The sequence below is a fragment of the Synechococcus sp. WH 8101 genome (assembly GCF_004209775.1).
In the GTDB taxonomy this organism is placed as follows: domain Bacteria; phylum Cyanobacteriota; class Cyanobacteriia; order PCC-6307; family Cyanobiaceae; genus Synechococcus_C.
In genome coordinates, this window is the sequence record NZ_CP035914.1 from 185,166 (window position 1) to 204,969 (window position 19,804).

Consider the following 19,804-nt stretch of genomic DNA (forward strand, 5'->3'; position numbering starts at 1 on the left):
AGGTCCTCGCATCACACGTAGCAGTGCAGAGTGGTGCGGGATTGGTTCAAGCGTAGAAATCCCCCCAGCACCACCCTGGGGCGCGGACCCACCGTCGGTCGGATCCGATGGGGGTGAACTCCAGCGTTAAACAGCAGCAGATCACCGGCTGCGAGGTCGTGTTGTTCCCGGTTGGCAAGGATCTCCAGCTCACCCCCGCCGCTGGCGGCCTGCAGTGCGTAGATGAAACTCATCTGCAGATCCGGGTCGAACAGGGTGTCGGTTAATCCACCGGTCTCGACCAGGTTGCAGTGATTCCAGTCGCGCTCGCAGTGATCCGGGATGGTGCCCCCCGGTGCCATCTCCCGCAGGGCCCAACCCGGCAGGGGGGTGCCGTCTGCAAGCCGCAGAGGATGAACGGGCAGAGCGAATCGCTGTTCGAGCCAATGGCAGAGGGGCTGGAAGAAGAGTTGATCGAGCCGTTGGCAGGGTTGACTCGGTCGTTTCCGAAGGCTGTGCCGATAGCGATCCGGTGCTGTGCCAACGCAGCTGCGGGGCAGGGTGCGACCCCATGGCGTATTGGCCCAGGCCCCTTGATGCCGCGTGCTGCGCAGCTCATCGCACACAGTGCTGATCGCTTCGTGATCCCAGCCTGGTCGGTCGCGACGGAGAGCCAGCTCGCCCTCCAGGACGCTCTGAAGCAGCGTGGGCGTCAACTGGCCTAAAAACGCTCGATGATCGCCTTGGCGAAACCGCTGCAGCTCACCGGCTCCACGGCCGGTTCCATCAACCGGGCCAGGTCGTAGGTGACCTGTTGATCCGCGATGGCGGCGCTGAGGCCCTGCGTGATCAGGTCGGCGGCCTCCTGCCAACCCAGGAACTCCAGCATCATCACGCCGCTGAGGATCACCGACCCCGGATTGATCCGATCCAGACCAGCGTGCTTCGGCGCGGTGCCATGGGTGGCTTCAAAAATCGCCGCGTGATCACCGATGTTGGCGCCGGGGGCCATGCCCAGACCGCCCACCACGGCGGCGGCGGCGTCGGAGATGTAGTCGCCGTTGAGGTTGAGGGTGGCCAGGATCGAATACTCCTGGGGCCGGGTCTGGATCTGTTGGAAAATGCTGTCGGCGATCCGGTCATCGACCAGCACCATCTGCTTCCACTGGCCATTGCCGTGGCTGCTGCCGATCGCCTCGATCACGCCCTGTACCTCGGCATCGATCGCGGCCTTTTTCTCCGGCGTCAGGCTGTCGTAGCCCGGTTCGATCATGCGTGCATTCGCCTGCACACTCAGGTTGGGATCACTGTCGAGATTGCCGAGGATCCAGCTTTCCCGCTCGGTGATGCACACGTCACGGAATTCGGTGGTGGCCAGCTCGTAGCCCCAGTCGCGGAAGGCGCCCTCGGTGAATTTCATGATGTTCCCCTTGTGCACCAGGGTTACGTGACGCTTGTCGCCCTCCATGCGCAGGGCGTGCTGGATCGCCTTGCGGATGTGGCGCTGGCTGCCGTGCTTGCTCACCGGTTTGATGCCGATGCCGGCACCCTCCGGGATCTGGCGCTGGCCCAGTTTGCCGTTAGCGGGGATCACCACCTCATTGAGGTGCTTGCGCAGCTCCTGCCCCACCGGGTCATTCGCTTCCCACTCCACCCCCATGTAGATGTCTTCGGTGTTTTCCCGATACACGATCACGTCGAGATCTTCCGGGCGTTTGTGGGGGCTCGGCGTGCCGGCGTAGTAGCGACAGGGGCGCACACAGGAATACAGATCAAAGAGTTGGCGCAGCGCCACGTTCAGGGAACGGATGCCGCCGCCCACCGGCGTGGTGAGGGGGCCTTTGATCGCCACGCCATAACGGCGGATCGCTTCCAGGGTGTCTTCGGGCAGGTATTGATAGGTGCCGTAGAGGTCGCAGGCCTCATCGCCGGCGTACACCTTGAACCACTCGATGCGACGCTCGCCGCCATAGGCCTTGGCCACGGCGGCATCCAGCACCTTCTGGGTGGCAGGCCAGATGTCCACGCCGGTGCCGTCACCGCGGATAAAAGGGATGATCGGGTCGTTGGCCACCACCGGCTGACCGTTCTCGAAGCGGATCGGTGTGCCCTGGCTGGGGGCCGTGAGCTTCTCGAACTGAGCCATGGCTGGGTCGCCGCCGGGCGGCATCACATCGGGGCCGAGCCTATGACTCAGGGGGGATCCCTAAAGTTCGCCCTGATCCGCTGCGCCATCAATGCCGAACCCCAGTGGTGTGTGGGTGGTGGCGGCTTGCTTCAACGAGCAGGACGTGATCACGACCTTCATCGACCGGGTGTTGGCGGTGCCCGGAGTGCACCAGCTCGTGCTCATCGATGACGGCTCCCGCGATGCCACGGTGGAGCGGATCCTGACCTGGCAGGCCCAGCACCAGGAGGCGCCGATCACCCTGCTGGAGCTGACCCGCAACTTCGGTAAGGAGGCGGCGATGCTGGCCGGCCTGGATTACGTGGCGGGTCGCTGCGAGGCGGCGGTGCTGATTGATTCCGACTTGCAGCACCCGCCGGAGCTGATCAAGCTGATGGTGGCCGAGTGGCGGGCTGGCGCGGAAGTGGTGACCGCCGTGCGCGATGACCGCGACCAGGAATCGCGCCTGAAGGTGGCGAGCGCCTCCTGGTTTTATCGGGTGTTCAACCGGCTGGTGGATTCGATTCAGCTGCAGGAGGGTGCCGGCGACTACCGCCTGCTCGATGCTCCGGTGGTGGAGGCGCTCATCCGACTGCGCGAATCCAGTCGTTTCTCCAAAGGGCTGCTGCCCTGGACCGGTTATCGCAGTGTTGAGCTGCCCTACCAGCGGGTCAGCCGGGTGGGCGGCACCACCTCCTGGAGTCCGCTCAAGCTGTTTGGCTATGCCTTCGACGGCATCTTTTCCTTCTCGGTGTTGCCCCTGAAGGTGTGGAGCGTGATCGGCGCCTGTGTGTCGCTGCTGAGCCTGATCTATGCCCTGGTGATCGTGCTCGACACCCTGCTCACGGGTGTGGATGTGCCCGGTTACGCCACCTTGAGCGTGGCGATTCTGTTTCTCGGTGGCATTCAGCTGATCGGCATCGGCGTGCTCGGGGAGTACATCGGTCGGATTTATGTGGAGGCCAAGGCCCGCCCCCACTACTTCATCCGCTGCATCCACCACAGCTGAACGCGTTCAGGCGGTCACAGCGCCTGCAGAGCACGCCACTCGCGTTGGCGCCAACTGGAGGCGGCAAACGGTTGCGACACGGCGAACCCCAACGCCTTCAGATCCGTGTCGAGGGGGGCGCCGGGGTGGGCCAGCAGCAGGGGGGCTGTTTCACCAGCCTGCTCCTGCCCAGCCAGGCGTTGCAGCTCTCGCCAGGCGGCATTCAGCGGAGCGCCGGCCATCTGGCCGGTGAAGAGCACGCCGGCAAAGCTGCGGTTGCTGCTGAGGCCGTGGCGTCGCATCGGTCGGCGCGCCCGCTGGCTGAGCAGCTGCAGCACCAGCCACTTGAGCAGTCCGGCCTGGCGCCAGGCCTCCCACCAGCAGCGCAGGGGCAGACCGGTGGGTAGGGGTTCCTCGGTGCTGCGCAGCCACGCGATCTGTTCCCGATCGGCCATCGCCAGAAGTGTGTTCAGCACCAAAGGCACGAGATGGATGTGCTGATGGCCGTCGAGGTGGATCGGGCCGGGGCCGCATAGTTGGCGGAAGCGGGCGATCTGGGCCTCGATCTCCCGGCCGAGTTGCTCCGCGATGCGGCGTTGCTGGCGTGGTGGCCCCAGGGAGGCGAGCAGCCAGCGCCCGAAGGAGAGGCGCAGGTGGCCCCGTGCATCCACCAGCTCGGGAATCGTTGCTGCTGGTGCCGCCGCCGGGCCCTCGGTGAGGCAGAGATGCAGACAGAGCTGCAGATTGGGCCGCTCCGCTTCCACGGCCTTCCAGCCGGCGACACCCGCTGCCGCCGCCGGGCCGTTCACCAGCAGGCTGGTGCCATCGAGTCGGCCGGCTTGCGCCAGCTGCAGGATCGCCCGGTTGGTGGCGTCGCTGAGGCCGAGATCGTCGGCATGGAGGCGGGGCCGGGGGGCGTTCGGGTTGAGTTGGTCGCTGCGCCTCTGCAGGCTGAAACGGGCCGCCCGCGACCAGATCAGGGCGTTGAGCACGGTGGGCGTGAACACCAGCACCACCAGCTCCAGCGGTGGCGGCAGCAGGCCGCGGATCACCAGCGGCAACAGGCTGCACACTGCCAGGTTCACGCCGTATTGGAGCAGCAACCAGCGGCGGGCGAAGCGTTCGCCGCCGGTCTCCGGCCGGAAGGTGACACGGGCATGGCCCAGATAGCCCGCCACGGAGGCGGCCAGGAAGGCGAGGGGGTTGGCCAGCCACACCGGCAGCAACACACCAAGGCCGAGCAGCACGCCAGCGTGCACCGCGGCGGCCACGACGCCCACCAGGCCATAAAGCCCCACGCGGCTGCTGAGTGACCTTGAATTCATGGTCGCAACCGTAACGGCAGCTGGCGCGGCCGGCCTGCATCCTTCAACCTGGAGGTGAGGGGGTGTTGGGCGAGTGAATGCAGCGGAAGCGGTCGACAGCGTGGCACTGGCCCAGGCGCTCGCCTCGGCGGTGACCCTGGTGCGCCAGCAGTTTCCGGCGGCCACGGCCAACCTCAGCCCCTGGCGGGATGATCCGCTCACCCGTCGCTGGAGCGAGGAGGAAACCCTGGATCTCGCTTTCCACTTTCCCGGTTGGAGCCCGCGTCTGCAGTGCCGCAGCCTGTTGCTGCAGCTGCGCCTGAATCACAACCGGGCCCTGCTCGGGGTCTTGATGCGCGGCATGACCTACGAGGGCGAACGCTGGCGGCTGGCCACCGTGGGCGACTGGCAACCCTCCGGTCGCCACCTGCCCCAGCCCGATCGGGTGCATCAGCTGCAGCAGATCTGCCGCGACCTGCACAACCTGTTCCCGCTGGCCTCGTAACCCTTCGCAACCCTTGTGACCGTCCAGATGGACGTGGCTTTTAAGGTTTGTCGCATTGCCGAATCGTCCCCTCCATGTCCGTCGCTCTGGCTGCCCAGCTGCGTGAAGGCACCAAGAAGTCGCACACCATGGCCGAGAACACTGGCTTTGTGAGCTGCTTCCTCAAGGGCGTCGTCGATAAGGGCAGCTACCGCACCCTGGTGGCCGACCTGTATGTGGTCTACAGCGCCATGGAAGAGGAGATGGCCCGCCTGTCCGGCCACCCTGTGCTCGCGCCGATTGCCTTTCCGGAGCTGAACCGGCGTGAAGCCCTCGAGCAGGACCTGGCCTATTACTACGGTTCCGACTGGGCCCAGGCGGTGAAGGCCACTCCCGCCGCCGAGGCTTATGTGGCGCGCATCCGGCAGGTGGCTCAGGAGTCTCCTGAGCTGCTGGTGGGGCATCACTACACCCGCTACCTGGGCGATCTCTCCGGCGGCCAGATCCTGAAGACGATCGCCCAGAAGGCCATGAACCTGAGCGGTGATGAGGGTCTGAATTTCTACTCCTTCCCGGCCATCGCCGATGAGAAGGCGTTCAAGACCACCTATCGCGCTGCGATGGATCAGTTGCCGATCGATCAGGCCACCGCTGATCGGATCGTGGAGGAGGCCAACCATGCCTTCCACCTCAATATGACGATGTTCCAGGAGCTGGAGGGCAACCTGGTGGCCGCGATCGGCAAGGTGCTCTTCGGCTTCCTCACGCGCCGCCAGCGCGCCGGCAGCACGGAGGCCGTGGCGGCTTGATCGCCCACCCCACGATCAACTCCATCCGGGTTCTGGTGCCTGGCACCGGAACCCGCTTCCGTTGTGGGGGCCTGAATGTGGCCCTCCAGACCGCCCGTCTGCTCGGCCGGCTCCGGCCCACCCAGGTGGTGACCTATCGGGCCCGGGAGAGGGAGCACCCTTGGTTGGAGGATTTACTGGCCCAGGAGACGACGCCTGGCGCTGCCCTCTGGGTGGTGAGCTGGGGCTTTGATGTGCCCGGGTTGCTGGCAAAGCTCCGGGGTCGGCCGGTGGTCTATCAGGCCCACAGCAGCGGCTATGGCTTTGACCTGCCGCCGGGTGTGCCGGTGGTCGCCGTCAGTCGCAACACCCTGGGGTATTGGGGTGATCGGGCGCCGCGCAATCCCCTGTTTCTGGTGCCCAATGCCCTGGAGCCCCAGTGGTTGGCGCGGGGTGCCCGCCCTGGCGCGGTCGATCACGGCTCGGCTCGGCGTCCGATCGATGTGCTGGTGCAGCAGCGCAAGAGCAGCCCTTATGTGCTGGAGCGCCTGGTGCCGGCCCTGCGGGGGCAAGGGCTCACGGTGGAGGTGCAGAGCGGTTGGGTGGAGGATCTGGTGGAGCTGTTCAACAGCGCCAGCGTGTACCTCTACGACTCGGCCGAGTATTGGCGCGGCCGGGGCGTCAGCGAAGGGTTTGGATTGCCGCCGCTGGAGGCGCTCGCCTGTGGTTGTGTGCTGTTCAGCAGCTTCAACCATGCTCTCGCCGACACCCTGACCCCCGGAGTCACCGCCCATCAGATTGGCCAGGGGTCCCTGCAAAACGACCTGAGCCGGATTGCGGCGGCGGTGGCGACTCCGGAGCCCTGGCGTCCGCAACCCTCCGTGCTGGAGTCCCTGCTGATCGAGGTGTCGGAAGAACGCTGGCTGGACCATTGGGAGCGCACCCTGGAGCAGCTCGAACAGCTGCAGGCGCAGAACGCCCTGGGGCTCGATCCGGCCGCGGCGCTTCGCTCGCCCTCGACGCGCCGTCTGCGTTGGGAGCAGCGCCTGGATCGCCTGCGCGGCAAGGTGGCCGATCGGTTGCCTGGCTGGCCGAACCGGAGAAAACCCTGAGGGATTAGGCGGTCTAAGGTCAGCGGAGATGGAGCAGGTAGGCGTTGTGCTGCGCAAACGTTGTCTGAACGCTTGGTTGCAGCACAAGGTTGATCGCTGACGGTCTTCATGCCCCTGCAAAGCCAGACCTGGAGCAATCTCAGTCAGCTGCTGCGTGCTCTGCCGCAGCGCCGGGTTCGCCTTCTGGTGCTGGTGTTGATCGCGTCCCTGTTTCAAGGGTTGCTTGATGTGTTTCTAGTGGCCTTGTTGGCCCGCCTCGTGGGGCTGCTGGCTGGAGCGCGACTCGAGGACTATCTGCCCGGCATCCGGGTGTTCGGTGGTGGTTTTCTCGATCAATCGGGCTGGCTGGTGGCCCTGCTGATTGCATCCTTCTGGTTCGCTTCCGGGATTCGTTTCAGCGTGTCTCTGATGCAGAGTCTGCTGAGCGCTGAGGTATGGAACGACCTGGTGAATATGGTGTATGCCAATTTGATGCGCCAGAATTATGAGTTTTTTATCCGCAACCGAACCGCAAACCTGTCAGAAAAGTTTAATCGTATTCTCAACAGTGTGTCGACTGGGGTGATTAGCCCATTGATTCTGATTGCCGGCAATGTGGTGTCGGTGTCGGCGCTGCTGATCGGTGTGATTGTGGTTCTCGGGTTCAAGGCCCTGTTGGTGTTTCTGTTGATGTTGGCGGCCTATGTGCTCGCCTCGCGCATCATCACTCCCTATCTGCGTTTGTCGACGAAGCAGCGGATTCGGTATGGCCGAAGAATTAATCTCTTGTTGATGGAATCGTTGCGCTCCATGCGTGAAGTTCAGCTTTACTCTGCTGAAAACTATTTTGTTTCCCGGTTTGCCCATGATGGCGTCATCGCCAAGCGTTACGACCGCATCGGTCGTCTGCTTCCCGATGTGCCCCGTCTGGTGATAGAGCCGGCCGGAATCACGATTCTGTTTTTGGTGGGGATCGGCCCGGCCTTGTTCAGCGGTGATGCCGGAGCGATTCGTGATGCGGTGCCGGCCCTCTCCGCTCTGCTTGTGGCGCTGCTGCGCATTTCCGGCCCGCTCCAGTCGATGTTCCGCAGTGTTAATCGTCTCCGCGGCGGTTTGCCGGAGATCGTGGATGCGCTGGAACTCCTCCGCCTGCAACCGGAGCGCTACCTGCTCTCTTCGCCGGGTGTGCCGACTCCGGAAGGGGTCATGCCCCGTCGCTTCATTCAGCTCAAGGATGTGAGCTTCCGTTACACCGCTGACGGGAAAGAGGTGATCCGGGATGTGAATCTCACCGTGCCGATCGGTGCGCGGATTGCCCTGGTGGGTCGCACCGGTAGCGGGAAAACCACCCTCGCCCATCTCCTTCTTGGTTTATTCCAGCCCACCAAAGGTGCTTTGTGCCTGGATGGGGTGGAGGTGGCGGCTCAGGAGCTCCCCGCCTGGCAGGCCAACTGTGCCTTTGTGCCTCAAAATATACGCCTTGTGGATGGCAGCATTCGCGACAATGTGGCCTTTGGTTGTGATCCCGACACCATTGATGATGATCGGGTCTGGAGTGCTCTGGAAGCCGCCCAGTTTGATGAATATGTGGCTGGCATGACCTACGGTCTCTACACGATGATCGGTGAGAACGGGATCAAATTGTCGGGTGGTCAGCGGCAGCGTCTGTCTTTGGCTCGGGCCTTTTTCCGCGGTGCCAAGGTTTTGGTGTTGGACGAAGCCACCAGCGCTCTTGATAACAAAACGGAGCACGACGTGATGCAGGCCCTCGACATCGTCGGTCGACGTTGCACCACGATTGTGATTGCCCATCGCCTCTCCACCGTCAAGAAGTGCGATCTGATTCATGAAATGGCGCAAGGGCGCGTCATCGCCAGTGGTGATTTCGAACAACTGCAGGAGCGCTCATCGTCCTTCCGCGCCATGGCTCTGATCGAGAACGGCTGAGCGCTCGATGGCCGATTTTGTTGTTCTCGCCACTGCCGACTGGGATCATCCTCTTTGGACGAACAAGCAACACACCGCACTTGAGCTGGCCGCCCAGGGCCATCGTGTGCTGTATGTCGAGTCGCTCGGCATTCGCCCGCCGCGGGTCGGTGCAGCCGATCGCACTCGGATCCTGCGGCGCTTGCGGCGGATGTTGCAGCTGCCGCGGCAGCGGCGTGATCGCCTGTGGGTTTGGTCGCCGCCCGTGCTCCCGGGCGGGCATGACGGACTTGGCCTGGGCCTGAACCGGCGTCTGCTACGCAACGGCTTGGAGTTGGCCTGCCGCTGGATCGGCTTCCGCCATCCAATTCTCTGGACCTACAACCCGCTCACCGGCCTTTATCTCGACATTGAGAGCTTCGATGGCAGCGTGTATCACTGCGTTGATCGGATTCAGGAGCAGCCGGGGATGCCGGTGCAGCGCCTCGAGGTGAACGAGGAGCGACTGTGCCGGGCCGTGGATGTGGTGTTCACCACCTCCCCGGAACTGCAGACCAGTCATCTCCGCTGGAATGCCAACACCCTGATGTTCGGCAACGTGGCCGACCAGGCCCATTTCCGCCGGGCGATGAGCGGCGATCGGCCCTGCCCTCAGGCGCTGGCCACCCTTCCACAGCCGCGGCTGCTGTTCATGGGGGCGATCGATGCCTACAAGCTCGATTTAGAGCTGCTGCTGCAGCTGGCCCGTCGCCATTCCGAGTGGTCGTTGGTGCTGATCGGTCCGGTGGGTGAAACCGATCCGAGCACGGATGTGATCGAGCTCCAGGCCTGCCCCAATGTGCACCTGATGGGCCCCCGCCCCTATGGAGATCTGCCCGATTGGCTCGCCCATGCCGATCTGGCCTTGTTGCCGCTCCAGATGAACGGTTACACACGCCATATGTTCCCGATGAAGTTCTTCGAATATCTGGCGTCTGGATTGCCGGTGGTGGCCACGGCCATTCCGGCGCTCCAGCCCCACGGCGATGTGGCCTGGCTCTGCCCACCGGATCCGACTGCGTTTGAGCAAGCGATCACCGCCGCCCTTGAGGGGCAGGGACCGACGCAGGAACAGCGCCTGGAGCGAGCCGCCGATCACACCTACGCCAGCCGCACCCGCGCCATGCTCGATCAACTCGACCGCGTGGGTCTGCTGGCGGAGGCGGAACGCCAGCAGGCAGGCCCGCTGGCGGGTTATCCAAGTCGCAGGGAGCGCTTTGGGCAATGGTGCACCGGTCTGGGATCGCAGCTGCTGGTGGCCCTGAGCCATCAACTGATGCGTCGCGGCCATCCCGAGTTGGCGCTGCGGTGTTTGCAGGGCCGCCTGCGCTGGGGCGAGGGGGATCGGATTCTGCTGGGGGGACTGGTGCTGCCGTTGGTGCGTTGTGGTGCCTATGGGCAGGCGCGGGAGGTGATGGACACGCTCTGGCTGCGTTACGGCCATCTGGGGGAGCTCAAGCAGTTGCTGTTTCGTCGCGGCAACCGCCCCTCCGAGCGTGAGGAGCAGGTGCTGCTCTTTGAGGAGCTGGTGGGCAGCACGGTGTTGCCACTCCACGCCCGGAACTATTGCCTGGTGGTGATGGCCCATCGCTGCGTCGATCTCGATGACCAGCCTCGGATGCGTCGCTGCGTGATGGCGATTGATGCGATGGCCACAGGGCTTGAGCAGGATCCGGGCACGCGTCTGTGCCGGCGGGCGAACCGCCGCAACCGCACCAAACTGCTGGTCTCCTGTTACGCCACCCTGCAGCGTCTGCACCTGGGCCTGCAGGATTTCGAGGCCTTGGTGGCCTTGGGACGTCGCGCCCTGATCTTTTTCGACAGCCTCGATCTCAACCGGATCGATCCAGACACGTCCTACCGACTCACCCGCAACAGCCTGAGGGTGCTGTCGCTCAATGTGATCGAGGCCTGGCGCACGAAGGACCATGCCCTGCTCCAGCAAGCGTTGCAGCCAATGGAGCGTCTGCGGGTCCACTGCGAGCAGGAATGCTTCGATGACCAGTCGGCCCAGGAAAATCACCGTGGCTTTGCCGATGCGATGGTGCAGCTCAGCCACGAGCTGGAGGCTGCGTTGCCAGGCGATGGGTTGGAGGCGGTGCGGAGCTTACTGGTGCTGATGATCCGCAGTGAGCGGGAGTTGAGCACGGAGGAGCGTCGCCAGCGGTTTGCCGATCAGATCGAGCCGCTGTTTCGCGCCTACCTGCCCCAGCTGGAACGCTGCCGTGAGCAACCCTTGCCATGACCAGCAACGGCCGCCGGGTGGTGCTTTACATCGACAGCCTCAAGCTCGGTGGTGCCGAGCGGGTGACGCTCACCTGGGCCCAGTGGTTGCAGAGTGCTGGCTGGCAGCCGCTGCTGCTGACGCGCAAGCCCCGCAGTTGGGATTTCTATCCGATCCCGGTCGGTGTGATCAGGGTGGTGGAGCCCGCTGATGCTGACTGGATGCAAACGCTCGGTGCGCTGGCGTTTCCGTTCCGAATCCGGCGGCTGCGCCATTGGCTCCAACAGGAGCGCGTGGATCTGGCCATTGGCATCACCTCCCTGCCGGCGATCAAACTTCTGTTCGCCTGTCGCGGGCTGGGCGTGCCCTGTGTCGTGTCGGAGCGCAATTTTCCGCCCCTGAAGCGGATTGGCCCGATCTGGAGCGCCCTGCGCCGGCTCAGTTATCCATGGGCGGCCCTGCATCTGGTGCAGACCAGGGCGGTGGGGCAGTGGCTGACCCAGCACCTCCACGCCCGGCGCCAGCTGCTGCTGCCCAACCCCGTGCAGTGGCCCCTGCCCGCCTTCCATCCCCAGCTCGACCCGGAGCAATGGTTGGCGGCCGCCGGCGTCAGGTCGGATGACCCGGTCTTGTTGGCGGTGGGCACCAAGGCGGAGCAGAAGGGGTTTGACCGGCTGGTGCGTTGGTTTGGCGAGCTGGCGCCGCGCCATCCCCGGTTGCAGCTCGTGATTGTGGGCCTGGATGAGCAGCCTTATCACGGTCGTGATCAGCAGGCCGATCTCTTGGCTGGGTTGCGGGATCAGCCGGAGCTGCGATTCCGGCTTCACTTTCCCGGCCGGGTGGGCAACCTGGCGGCTTGGTATGCACGCAGCCAGATTTTCGTGTTGTCGTCTCGCTACGAGGGTTTCCCGAATGTGCTGCTGGAGGCGATGGCCGCCGGATGCTGCTGCGTGGCTGCCGACTGCCCCCAGGGACCTGCCGATCTAGTGGACAACGGCGTGAACGGTGTGCTGATGCCCCTGGAGACAGAGGATCAGACCTGGGTGGAGCAGCTGGATCGCCTCTTGCGCGAGCGGGCGAGCCGGGTCCGCTTCGGGGCCGCGGCAACGGGCGTGCGTGAGCGTTATGCACCCACTCGCCTGCGCCGAAGCCTGATGGAGGCGTTGGAGCCACTTCTGTCGAACCCGATGGATGGACGTGGTGGCTGAGATGGACGATCACGATCGGGACGATCTCTGGTTGGTGCTGCCCCATCTCGGTCCCGGCGGGGCGCAGAAGGTGGCTGTGCTGGCGGCGGAGCACTTTCTCGCCAAGGGCTGGCGGGTGCGGATCATCACGCTTCTGGCGGAGCCGCCTCTGGCCCACACCCTGCCGGAGACTTTGCCCTGGAGCGATCTCAGCCCTGCGGTGGAGGCGGGCTGGCGCCGGAACCGCTTGATTCGCCGCGGTCATCGTTGGCTCGCCAAGCTGGTGATGGGGCCGCTGCTCGGGTTGTTGGAGCCGGTGCAGCCCCACAGCTCCGGCTGGCGTTCCCGGCTGCTGCGCTGGTGTTTGGCGGGGATCAGTGGCCCGCCCGCCCTGGTGCTCGCTGAGCACTTGCAGCAGCACCGTCCACGGCGGGTTCTCGCCCTGCTCAGCCGCACCAGCATGCTCTGTTGCAGTGCTCTCTGGATGCAGCCCTGCCGTCTGGTGGTGTCGGAGCGTAACGACCTCCGCCGCCAACGCCTGCCATTCCCCTGGCCCCGTTTCCGGCGCTTGCTCTATCGCCGTGCCGATGTGCTCACCGCCAACACGGCCGGTGTGCTGGAAAGCCTGGCTCCCCTGTTCGCCGAGCGACAGCTGGCCCTGCTCCCTAATCCGCTCCCCATGCCTCGCCTCGCCTCTCAGCCGGTTGGGGCGGGTGAGCGACAGGGTCTGGTGTGCGTGGCCCGCCTGGTGCATCAGAAAGGACTGGATGTGTTGATCGAGGCCCTGGCCTCAGGGGAAGGGGCTTTGATGACCTGGCCGCTGACGCTGGTGGGGGATGGCCCGGAGCGACCGGCGCTGGAGCGGCAGGTGCGCGATCGAAGGCTGGCGGAGCGGGTGCGTTTCATGGGATTTCGATCCGATCCGCAGACGTTCCTGCAGGAGGCTGCCGTTTTCGTGCTGCCCTCGCGCTTCGAGGGCATGCCCAACGCTCTGTTGGAAGCGATGGCGGCTGGATTGGCGGTGGTGGTGACCGATGCCTCCCCAGGTCCGTTGGAAGTGGTGGACGATGGCGTCACCGGGCTGGTGGTGCCGAGCGAAGCGCCCCAGGCTCTTGCTGCAGCGCTCGGGCGGCTGGCGGCGGATGCTCCCCTTCGCGCCAGGCTTGGGGCGGCGGCACAGACCCGGCTGCGTGAGATGGACTGGTCGGTGGTGGGGCCGATCTGGGATCAGCTGGTGGGGGGACCATGAGTCTGCAGCGGTTGCTGGTGTTCGCGCCGACGCGGCGCGCGGCCTCGGAAACCTTTGTGCGGGCGACGCTGGCCGGCCTCCCCTGCGAGGTGGTGGCCTACTTCGGCGATGAGTGTCCCCTGGGGCAGCCTGATCGCCTCGCCTATGGCCTGGCGGTGCTGCTCAGCAAGGTGTGCACGCGGCTGGGTTGGCTGAAGCTGGCGGGTTGGCCGGCGGCTCAGGTGGCCAGGGGGTTGATTGATCGTCATCGGCCCGATCTGGTGCTGGCGGAATTCGGCTTCCATGCCGTGCGGGTGATGGAGGCCTGCCCACGCGCCCGCGTGCCGCTGGTGGTGCATTTCCGGGGCTCCGATCTTTCGGCCGCCGGCAAATTGGGAGTGTTGCGTGAGCGTTACCGGCGGCTGATGCAGCTGGCGGCTGGCCTGATCTGCAAATCCCAGCCAATGGCCCGTACCCTGCGCGAGCTGGGGGGGGATCCGCAGCGGATTCTGATCAGTGCTTCCGGGGCGAATGCCGCCCTGTTCACCGCTGGCGATGCGGCAGCAGCTCCAGCCATTGCACTGGCGGTGGGGCGGTTTGTCGAGAAGAAAGGGCCCTTGCTCACGATTCGCGCCTTTGCCCGTATGCCCCTCGGGGAGCTGTGGATGGTGGGAGAGGGGCCCTTGCTGCCTGCGGCTCGGCGTTTGGTGGCGGAGCTCGGCCTGGAGGATCGGGTGCGGTTTCTCGGCACGCAGACCCAGGAGCAGGTGGCGGCGCTGATGCGCCGGGTGCGCGTCTTCGTGCAGCATTCCCTGGTGGCGGCTGATGGCGACAGTGAGGGCAATCCGGTGGCAGTGATGGAGGCCCAGTTGAGCGCCCTGCCGGTGGTGGCCACCCGGCATGCGGGCATCCCCGAGGTGGTGCTCGAGGGCGTCACCGGTTGGCTGGTGGAGGAGGGCGATGTGGACGCCATGGCGCTGGCGCTGGAGCGACTGCTGGTCGAGCCGGCCCTGGCGGCTCGCCTGGGTGCGGCCGGCCGGGAGCGGGTGCTGGCCCGCTTCACCCTCGACCATCATCTGCAGGATCTGATGGCGTTCCTGGAGCGCGTCGCGGCGGACGAGGTGTGATGGCGGCACCACGCAGATTGCTGTTAATCCGCGGCCTGGGGCACAGCGGCACCACGATCCTTGATCTCGCCCTCGGTGCCCATCCCGCCATCACCGGATTGGGGGAGGCGGTGCGGCTGCTGGAAACGCCGGCGGCGGGCGACGCCCATCGCGGCCCGGCTCAGTTGCGTGGACCGTTGCGCTTTGAACGGGCCTGCACCTGTGGTGCCGTCGCCGCCGCTTGCCCCGTGTGGGGGCCGGTGCTGGATTGGCTCCCGGCCAATGATCACCGGCCGCTGCTGGAGAAGTTGCATCACTTGCTCGATGCGCTGGCACCCGCCGAGGATGCCTGGGTGGTGGAGTCGTATCAGGACGATCGCCATCTACCCCTGCTCAGCGATCCCTCCCTGGAGATCCGGGTGATCCATCTCACCCGTGATGTGCGCAGCTGGGTGCATTCGCGGGCCCGGGATGGCCGCCGCCAGGGGCATTGGCTGCCGGGTCTGGTGCCGCTGCTGCGCTGGTGGCGCCTCAGCGCCCGTCATGCCGCTCTGTTTGAGGAGTGCGGCAAGCCGGTGTTCCGGCTGGGTTATGAGGAGCTGGCGCTGGCACCCGAAGCGAGCCTGCGTCGCCTGTGCCATTGGCTGGAGCTCGACTTCGACCCCGCGATGCTGCAGCCGGTGTTGCACTCCGGTAGCCACATCCTCGCCGGCAATCGGGTGCGCTTCGATGTGGAGAAAGGACGGGCGATTCACTACGACGCCGACTGGATGGGGATGGGCGCCGGGGTGGCACAGCTCGCCCTGCTCTGGCCACCCTTGGCTCGCCTGAATCGCCGTTTGGTTTATTCCGGCTTCACCGCTGGCCAGCGATAGATCCGGCCGTTGCTCACGGCGGGATCAAAGCGATAGATCGGCTCAAACGAGGAAATATCGATGCCATATTTCTCCAGCTTGTTGCCGGAGCCGATATCGAGAAAGAAGTCACCGGGGCCCGGTTGATAGAGCTGGCCGCGTTGGCGACCTTCGAGAATTCGATACTGCTTTTTGTCTGGGTCGAGATACACCAGGCGATCGAACGGCAGCCGTTTGATCGTGTCGGAATGTTTGAACCACGACTTGCTGAAAATCAGGTTCACCGGCTCACCCTTGCGTCGGGCCTTCCGCGCGACGGCATCGGCCTGATCGAGGGTGGCTTGCCAGGAGCGCTGGGTCTGGTGGATGTCGGTCAAGCGGCTCACAAAAGTCTGGGCGAAGCGATGTTCCACAATCAGCACCAGGCTGCTGAGGCCGATCGCCAGCAGGTTGATGGCCGGCCAGGACCATCGGGCCTGCAGCCTGGGTTCCAGCCATGCACTCCAGAGAAACAGCAGATCGAGCAAGGCGATCCAGTGCACCGGCAACGCCATGTAATTCGTGCTCTTGAAGCCCACCAGGGCATACAGCGCGAGGCTGTAGGTCAGGGCGGCGATGTTGAGACCATCGAGCAGCTGGAAGCGGGCCTGGTGGCGGGCGATCAAGACAGCGCGGCCGATGATGAAGGCGGTGAGCGATGCCGTGCGCAGATCCAGTTCCAGGGCGGAGAAGCGCAGGCCGGCGTCGTAGCGCGCATCTCCGAAGAACACACTCGGCAGCACGCTCAGACCGAGCACCGCGGCACACCAGAGCGGAATCAGGCCGATCAGCATGGCTTCGAGCTGATAAGCCTCCAGCCAACTTCGCCAGCCATGGCGCGACCAGCGCGGGGAATCCTGCAGCCCTCCCAGCGACCCGGCCAGCACGGTGGCAATCGCGGGAATCACGAACAGCAGGATGGCCGTGTCTTTGGTGAAACTTCCCAGTAGCGCTGCCGCCAAGGCGATGGTGCCATCGCGGCCGTTGCGGCTGTGGAGATAGCGGCCATAGAAGGTGGCGAATAGCGCCAAGAACAGGGTGAGCAGCCGCTCGCTGTAGATGAACTGGAAATAGTTGTAGGCCGCTGCGGGCGTGAACAGAAACAGCAGGCAGGCGATCCACACCAGGCTGGTGCTGCGAGTGCGTTTTGCCAGCAACAGGGTCAGCTGCACGGCGAGCACAATCGTGAGAATGAGCTCGATGGCGCTGACTGCAGACCACACCTTCACGTAGGGGGTCAGCCAGCTGAGGAGATGAAGATCCTGATGGGCGAGAGGAAAGAAACGGAAATCGTTGCGTCCCATCGATTCGCTGATGAAGGAATCACGCAACGAGAAATTGGACAGCAGAAAGCCGGTGTTGGCGTCGTCAAACCAGGTGAGAATTTCCTTGTAAAACCAACTGCTCTCGCTGATCATCACCAGGGCGTAGGCGATCAGCAGCACCGACGGCAGGGGGTGGCGGCGAATCGCGCGCAGGATGGCTGGGACGGGTGAACGCCAGGTCCAGGATTCCGAACCGATCAGCAGGGCGATGCTGAGGAGGACCACGCCGATGAACAGACCGTGGGCCCAGTCGTTGTAGGTCTGCAGCAGCTGGCCGCCTGCCGGGGAGAGTGCAGACGGAAGCAGCGCCCTGTTGCTGGTCAGCCAACCCCAGGCGATCAGGCCCAGCAGGCTGAGCAGCGCTGAGAGGGCAGCCAGGCCCAGCCAGTAGCGCTTGAACTGCTGCAGCCTCATCGCACCCTCACTCTTTGCGGTAGATCCTGCCGCTGTGCAGCGCCGGTGCGTAGCGGTAGATCAGGCTGTAGTCGCCCGGCTTCGGTGCCGTGAAGTCGCGTGCTTCACGGTCGATGTTGATCAGAAGATCGCCTGATTGGGGGGTGTAGGTGTCTCCTTCGCCAATGCCATCTTCCACGGTGTAGGTGCCCGCTTCAGGATCATGAATGATCAGGCGGTCGTAGGGCAGGCGGCCGAGATGGCGTTTACGTGAAAACCAGGTGGTGCGATTGCGGATGATGTTGACGTCAGCACCGTTGGCTTTTTGCTCGCGCGCCAGGCTCTCCAGTGTGGTGTAGGTCTGTTGCCAGGAGTCCTGGCGGATTTTCATGTTGGCGACGGTGTCGAAGAACGAGACGCCGGCCAGATGCTCCAGGCTGATCCAGCCCAGGCAACCGATGACGCCGATCGCTCCTGTGAGGCGCGGGCTGGACCGCTGTTGCAGTGTTGGGGCGATCGCTTCTGACCAGATCCAGAGCGCATCGAGAACGGTGATCAATTGGATTGGCAGGGCGAGATAGCTGCTGCTCTGCCAACCGATCAGCCAAAACAGGGCAGCGCCATAGAGCAGGGCGGCGATGTTGAGACCATCGAGCAGATTGGCCTTGATCCGACCAAGGGCGATCCCTAGAGCGCGCCAGGCGGTGAAGCTGCTGATCAGCCAAAAACGCCAGTCGGGTCGAAACACGAATTCGCCTCCTTTGCTGTAGGCCCCTTTGGCGGCATAGGTGCTGGGCAGCAGCGACAGCACGATGTAGAAGCACACAAACACCAGCGTCAGCGAACAGAGCCAGAGCTCCAGCCGGTAGTGCTTGGCCAGGGTGGCGGTGTTGGTGAGATTGAAGCGCGGGTATCCCTCCATCCTGCCGATGCTGCCGAGAGCCAGGGTGATCAAGGGCGGCGCAATGAACAGCACAATGGCGATGTCTTTGATGAAGATGCCGATCAGGCCGAATAGAATTGTGCTGTAAAACGAAGCTTGAGATTTGCTGCGTTGATAGTGGAGATAGCTGGCGAAATAGAGGCAGAAGAGAAAGGTGAGCAGGCGTTCGCTGTAGGTCAATTGAAAGAAGGCGGTGCCTGTGCTGGGCTGGAACAGCAGCAGCAGGCTGGTGATCATCAGGAGGGCTGGAATGGCAGCCCGACCGGTGATCCGTCGGATGAAGCGCGCACTGAGCACCACGATTGCGAACAGCTCGGCCGCACTCACCAGCATCCAGACCTTCACATAGGCGGTGAACCAGCTGAGAACGTGGAGATCCTGATGGGCGAGAGGAAAGAAGCGGAAATCGTCCCGTTTCATTGTCTCCCGCAGGAAGTCGTGGCGGAAGCTGAAGTTGTTGAGCAGATGGTCGGCGATCACATCCTTGTACCAACCCACGAGCTCTGGGTAAAACCAGCTGGTGCCTTGCACCATGGCCACGGCATAGCCGGCCCAGAGTGCGAGCACGAGCGGATGGGAGCGGGCCCAGCGCCAGAGTGTCAGCGGTTCGGAGGTGTTGGGGGCGCGGCGGATCAGCGCCACAAGCGTGATCACGGCGACGGCGAGCAGAACGAGAAACACGTCGTGGCTGGAGCCGCTGTAGTCCTTCAGCAGCTGTTTGCCCGCATTGGAACTGGGATCCGGGAGCAGTGACCGGTTCTGCAGCAGCCAGATCCAGGCGCCCAGCCCAAGGCCGCTGACGACCGCCAGCACGCTGTTGATCCAGACCAAGGGTGAGCTCATCGGATCGTGAGAGCTGGAAGGCCCTTGACCAGCTGATCCACGGCCTTGAGCTGGCTGAGGAAGGGCTCGAGCTGTTCCAGGGGCAGGGCGCTGGGGCCATCACAGCGGGCCTGATCGGGATCGGGATGGGATTCGAGGAACAGACCAGCCAGGCCCACGGCCATGCCGGCGCGGGCCAGTTCCAGCACCTGGTTGCGGCGCCCACCGGAGGCGGCACCGCCCGGTTCGCGGCACTGCAGGGCGTGGGTCACATCGAAGATCAGAGGCAGGTCGTTGCAGCAGCGCTTCATCACCCCGAAGCCGAGCATGTCGACCACGAGATTGTCGTAACCGAAGCTGCTGCCCCGCTCGCAGATCAGCAGCCGTTCGTTGCCGCATTCGCGGAACTTCTCCACCACATTCGCCATCTGCGAAGGGCTGAGGAACTGGGGCTTTTTGATGTTGATCACCGCGCCGGTGCGGGCCATCGCCTCCACCAGATCGGTCTGGCGGGCCAGGAAGGCGGGCAGCTGAATGATGTCGCACACCTCGGCGGCCGGTGCGGCTTGCTCCGGGCTGTGCACATCGGTGATCACGGGGATGCCGTGGCGGTCTTTCACCGCCTGCAGCATGGCCAGGCCCTCGCTGAGGCCGGGGCCGCGATAGGAGTGGATCGAGGAGCGGTTGGCCTTGTCAAAGGAGGCCTTGAACACCAGCGGAATGTGGAGGCGCTCGCACACCGCTCTGTAGTGGCCGGCCACCTCTAGGGCGAAGTCGCGCGATTCGAGCACGTTGACGCCGCCGATCAGCACGAAGGGGGCATCGTTGGCGAAGGAGAGGGTGCCGAGGGCGACCTGCTGCGCGGCCATGCACGGGGAACGGACGGCCGGAAGCCTAGGCCGGGTGCGGTGAGCGGC

Annotated in this window: 16 protein-coding genes; 10 read left to right on the top strand and 6 right to left on the bottom strand. The window is 64.5% G+C overall.

Features of this window, described 5'->3' with window-relative positions; translation table 11 throughout:
* Window positions 1–11: 11 nt before the first annotated feature.
* Together SynWH8101_RS00900 and SynWH8101_RS00905 are read right to left on the bottom strand one after the other, a co-directional pair.
* Window positions 12–695 carry a 2OG-Fe(II) oxygenase gene (locus SynWH8101_RS00900; RefSeq protein ID WP_130128191.1) on the bottom strand — a complete coding sequence of 228 codons (684 nt, stop codon included), beginning with the start codon at window positions 693–695 and terminating at the stop codon, window positions 12–14.
* A gap of 5 nt (window positions 696–700) precedes the next feature.
* Window positions 701–2,125, bottom strand: coding sequence for an NADP-dependent isocitrate dehydrogenase (locus SynWH8101_RS00905; protein WP_130128192.1), 1,425 nt, complete (start codon window positions 2,123–2,125; stop codon window positions 701–703).
* 91 nt (window positions 2,126–2,216) lie between these two features.
* Here SynWH8101_RS00905 and SynWH8101_RS00910 point away from each other — a divergent pair, with 91 nt between their 5' ends.
* Window positions 2,217–3,155, top strand: a complete 939-nt coding sequence (locus SynWH8101_RS00910; RefSeq protein ID WP_130128193.1) for a glycosyltransferase family 2 protein — start codon at window positions 2,217–2,219, stop codon at window positions 3,153–3,155.
* A 14-nt stretch (window positions 3,156–3,169) separates the two neighbouring features.
* Here SynWH8101_RS00910 and SynWH8101_RS00915 read toward each other — a convergent pair whose 3' ends face one another.
* A complete protein-coding gene (locus SynWH8101_RS00915; RefSeq protein WP_165380888.1) occupies window positions 3,170–4,459 on the bottom strand; it encodes a ChbG/HpnK family deacetylase in 1,290 nt (429 codons plus the stop codon).
* A gap of 73 nt (window positions 4,460–4,532) precedes the next feature.
* Between SynWH8101_RS00915 and SynWH8101_RS00920 the strand changes: the two genes are divergently transcribed.
* From SynWH8101_RS00920 to SynWH8101_RS00960, 9 genes are all read left to right on the top strand, one after another.
* Complete coding sequence (locus tag SynWH8101_RS00920) at window positions 4,533–4,943, top strand: hypothetical protein (RefSeq protein ID WP_007100961.1); 411 nt, start codon at window positions 4,533–4,535, stop codon at window positions 4,941–4,943.
* Between the two features lie 74 nt (window positions 4,944–5,017).
* On the top strand, window positions 5,018–5,731 hold the full coding sequence (locus SynWH8101_RS00925) for a heme oxygenase (biliverdin-producing) (RefSeq protein WP_130128194.1): 714 nt from the start codon (window positions 5,018–5,020) through the stop codon (window positions 5,729–5,731).
* A complete protein-coding gene (locus tag SynWH8101_RS00930) occupies window positions 5,728–6,822 on the top strand; it encodes a glycosyltransferase (protein ID WP_130128195.1) in 1,095 nt (364 codons plus the stop codon). Before SynWH8101_RS00925 ends, SynWH8101_RS00930 begins: the two co-directional genes overlap by 4 nt.
* A gap of 108 nt (window positions 6,823–6,930) precedes the next feature.
* The gene (locus SynWH8101_RS00935) at window positions 6,931–8,748 is read left to right on the top strand and encodes an ABC transporter ATP-binding protein (RefSeq protein ID WP_130128196.1); all 1,818 of its coding nucleotides are present in this window, start codon (window positions 6,931–6,933) and stop codon (window positions 8,746–8,748) included.
* 7 nt (window positions 8,749–8,755) lie between these two features.
* Entirely contained in the window at window positions 8,756–11,011 is a 2,256-nt protein-coding gene (locus SynWH8101_RS00940) for a glycosyltransferase (protein ID WP_130128197.1), read from the top strand.
* On the top strand, window positions 11,008–12,198 hold the full coding sequence (locus SynWH8101_RS00945; protein WP_130128198.1) for a glycosyltransferase: 1,191 nt from the start codon (window positions 11,008–11,010) through the stop codon (window positions 12,196–12,198). Before SynWH8101_RS00940 ends, SynWH8101_RS00945 begins: the two co-directional genes overlap by 4 nt.
* Complete coding sequence (locus tag SynWH8101_RS00950; RefSeq protein ID WP_165380889.1) at window positions 12,182–13,426, top strand: glycosyltransferase; 1,245 nt, start codon at window positions 12,182–12,184, stop codon at window positions 13,424–13,426. The genes SynWH8101_RS00945 and SynWH8101_RS00950 overlap by 17 nt, the downstream gene beginning before the upstream one ends.
* Window positions 13,423–14,532, top strand: a complete 1,110-nt coding sequence (locus SynWH8101_RS00955; protein WP_130128199.1) for a glycosyltransferase — start codon at window positions 13,423–13,425, stop codon at window positions 14,530–14,532. Before SynWH8101_RS00950 ends, SynWH8101_RS00955 begins: the two co-directional genes overlap by 4 nt.
* On the top strand, window positions 14,532–15,386 hold the full coding sequence (locus SynWH8101_RS00960) for a sulfotransferase (RefSeq protein ID WP_130128200.1): 855 nt from the start codon (window positions 14,532–14,534) through the stop codon (window positions 15,384–15,386). Before SynWH8101_RS00955 ends, SynWH8101_RS00960 begins: the two co-directional genes overlap by 1 nt.
* Here the strand turns inward: SynWH8101_RS00960 and SynWH8101_RS00965 are convergent.
* The 3 genes from SynWH8101_RS00965 to kdsA are packed head-to-tail and all read right to left on the bottom strand — an operon-like array spanning window position 15,356 to window position 19,756.
* The gene (locus SynWH8101_RS00965) at window positions 15,356–17,143 is read right to left on the bottom strand and encodes a hypothetical protein (RefSeq protein ID WP_130128201.1); all 1,788 of its coding nucleotides are present in this window, start codon (window positions 17,141–17,143) and stop codon (window positions 15,356–15,358) included. The genes SynWH8101_RS00960 and SynWH8101_RS00965 overlap by 31 nt on opposite strands.
* A 7-nt stretch (window positions 17,144–17,150) precedes the next feature.
* Entirely contained in the window at window positions 17,151–18,908 is a 1,758-nt protein-coding gene (locus SynWH8101_RS00970; RefSeq protein WP_130128202.1) for a hypothetical protein, read from the bottom strand.
* On the bottom strand, window positions 18,905–19,756 hold the full coding sequence (gene kdsA, locus SynWH8101_RS00975; RefSeq protein WP_130128203.1) for a 3-deoxy-8-phosphooctulonate synthase: 852 nt from the start codon (window positions 19,754–19,756) through the stop codon (window positions 18,905–18,907). Before kdsA ends, SynWH8101_RS00970 begins: the two co-directional genes overlap by 4 nt.
* Window positions 19,757–19,804 lie beyond the last annotated feature (48 nt).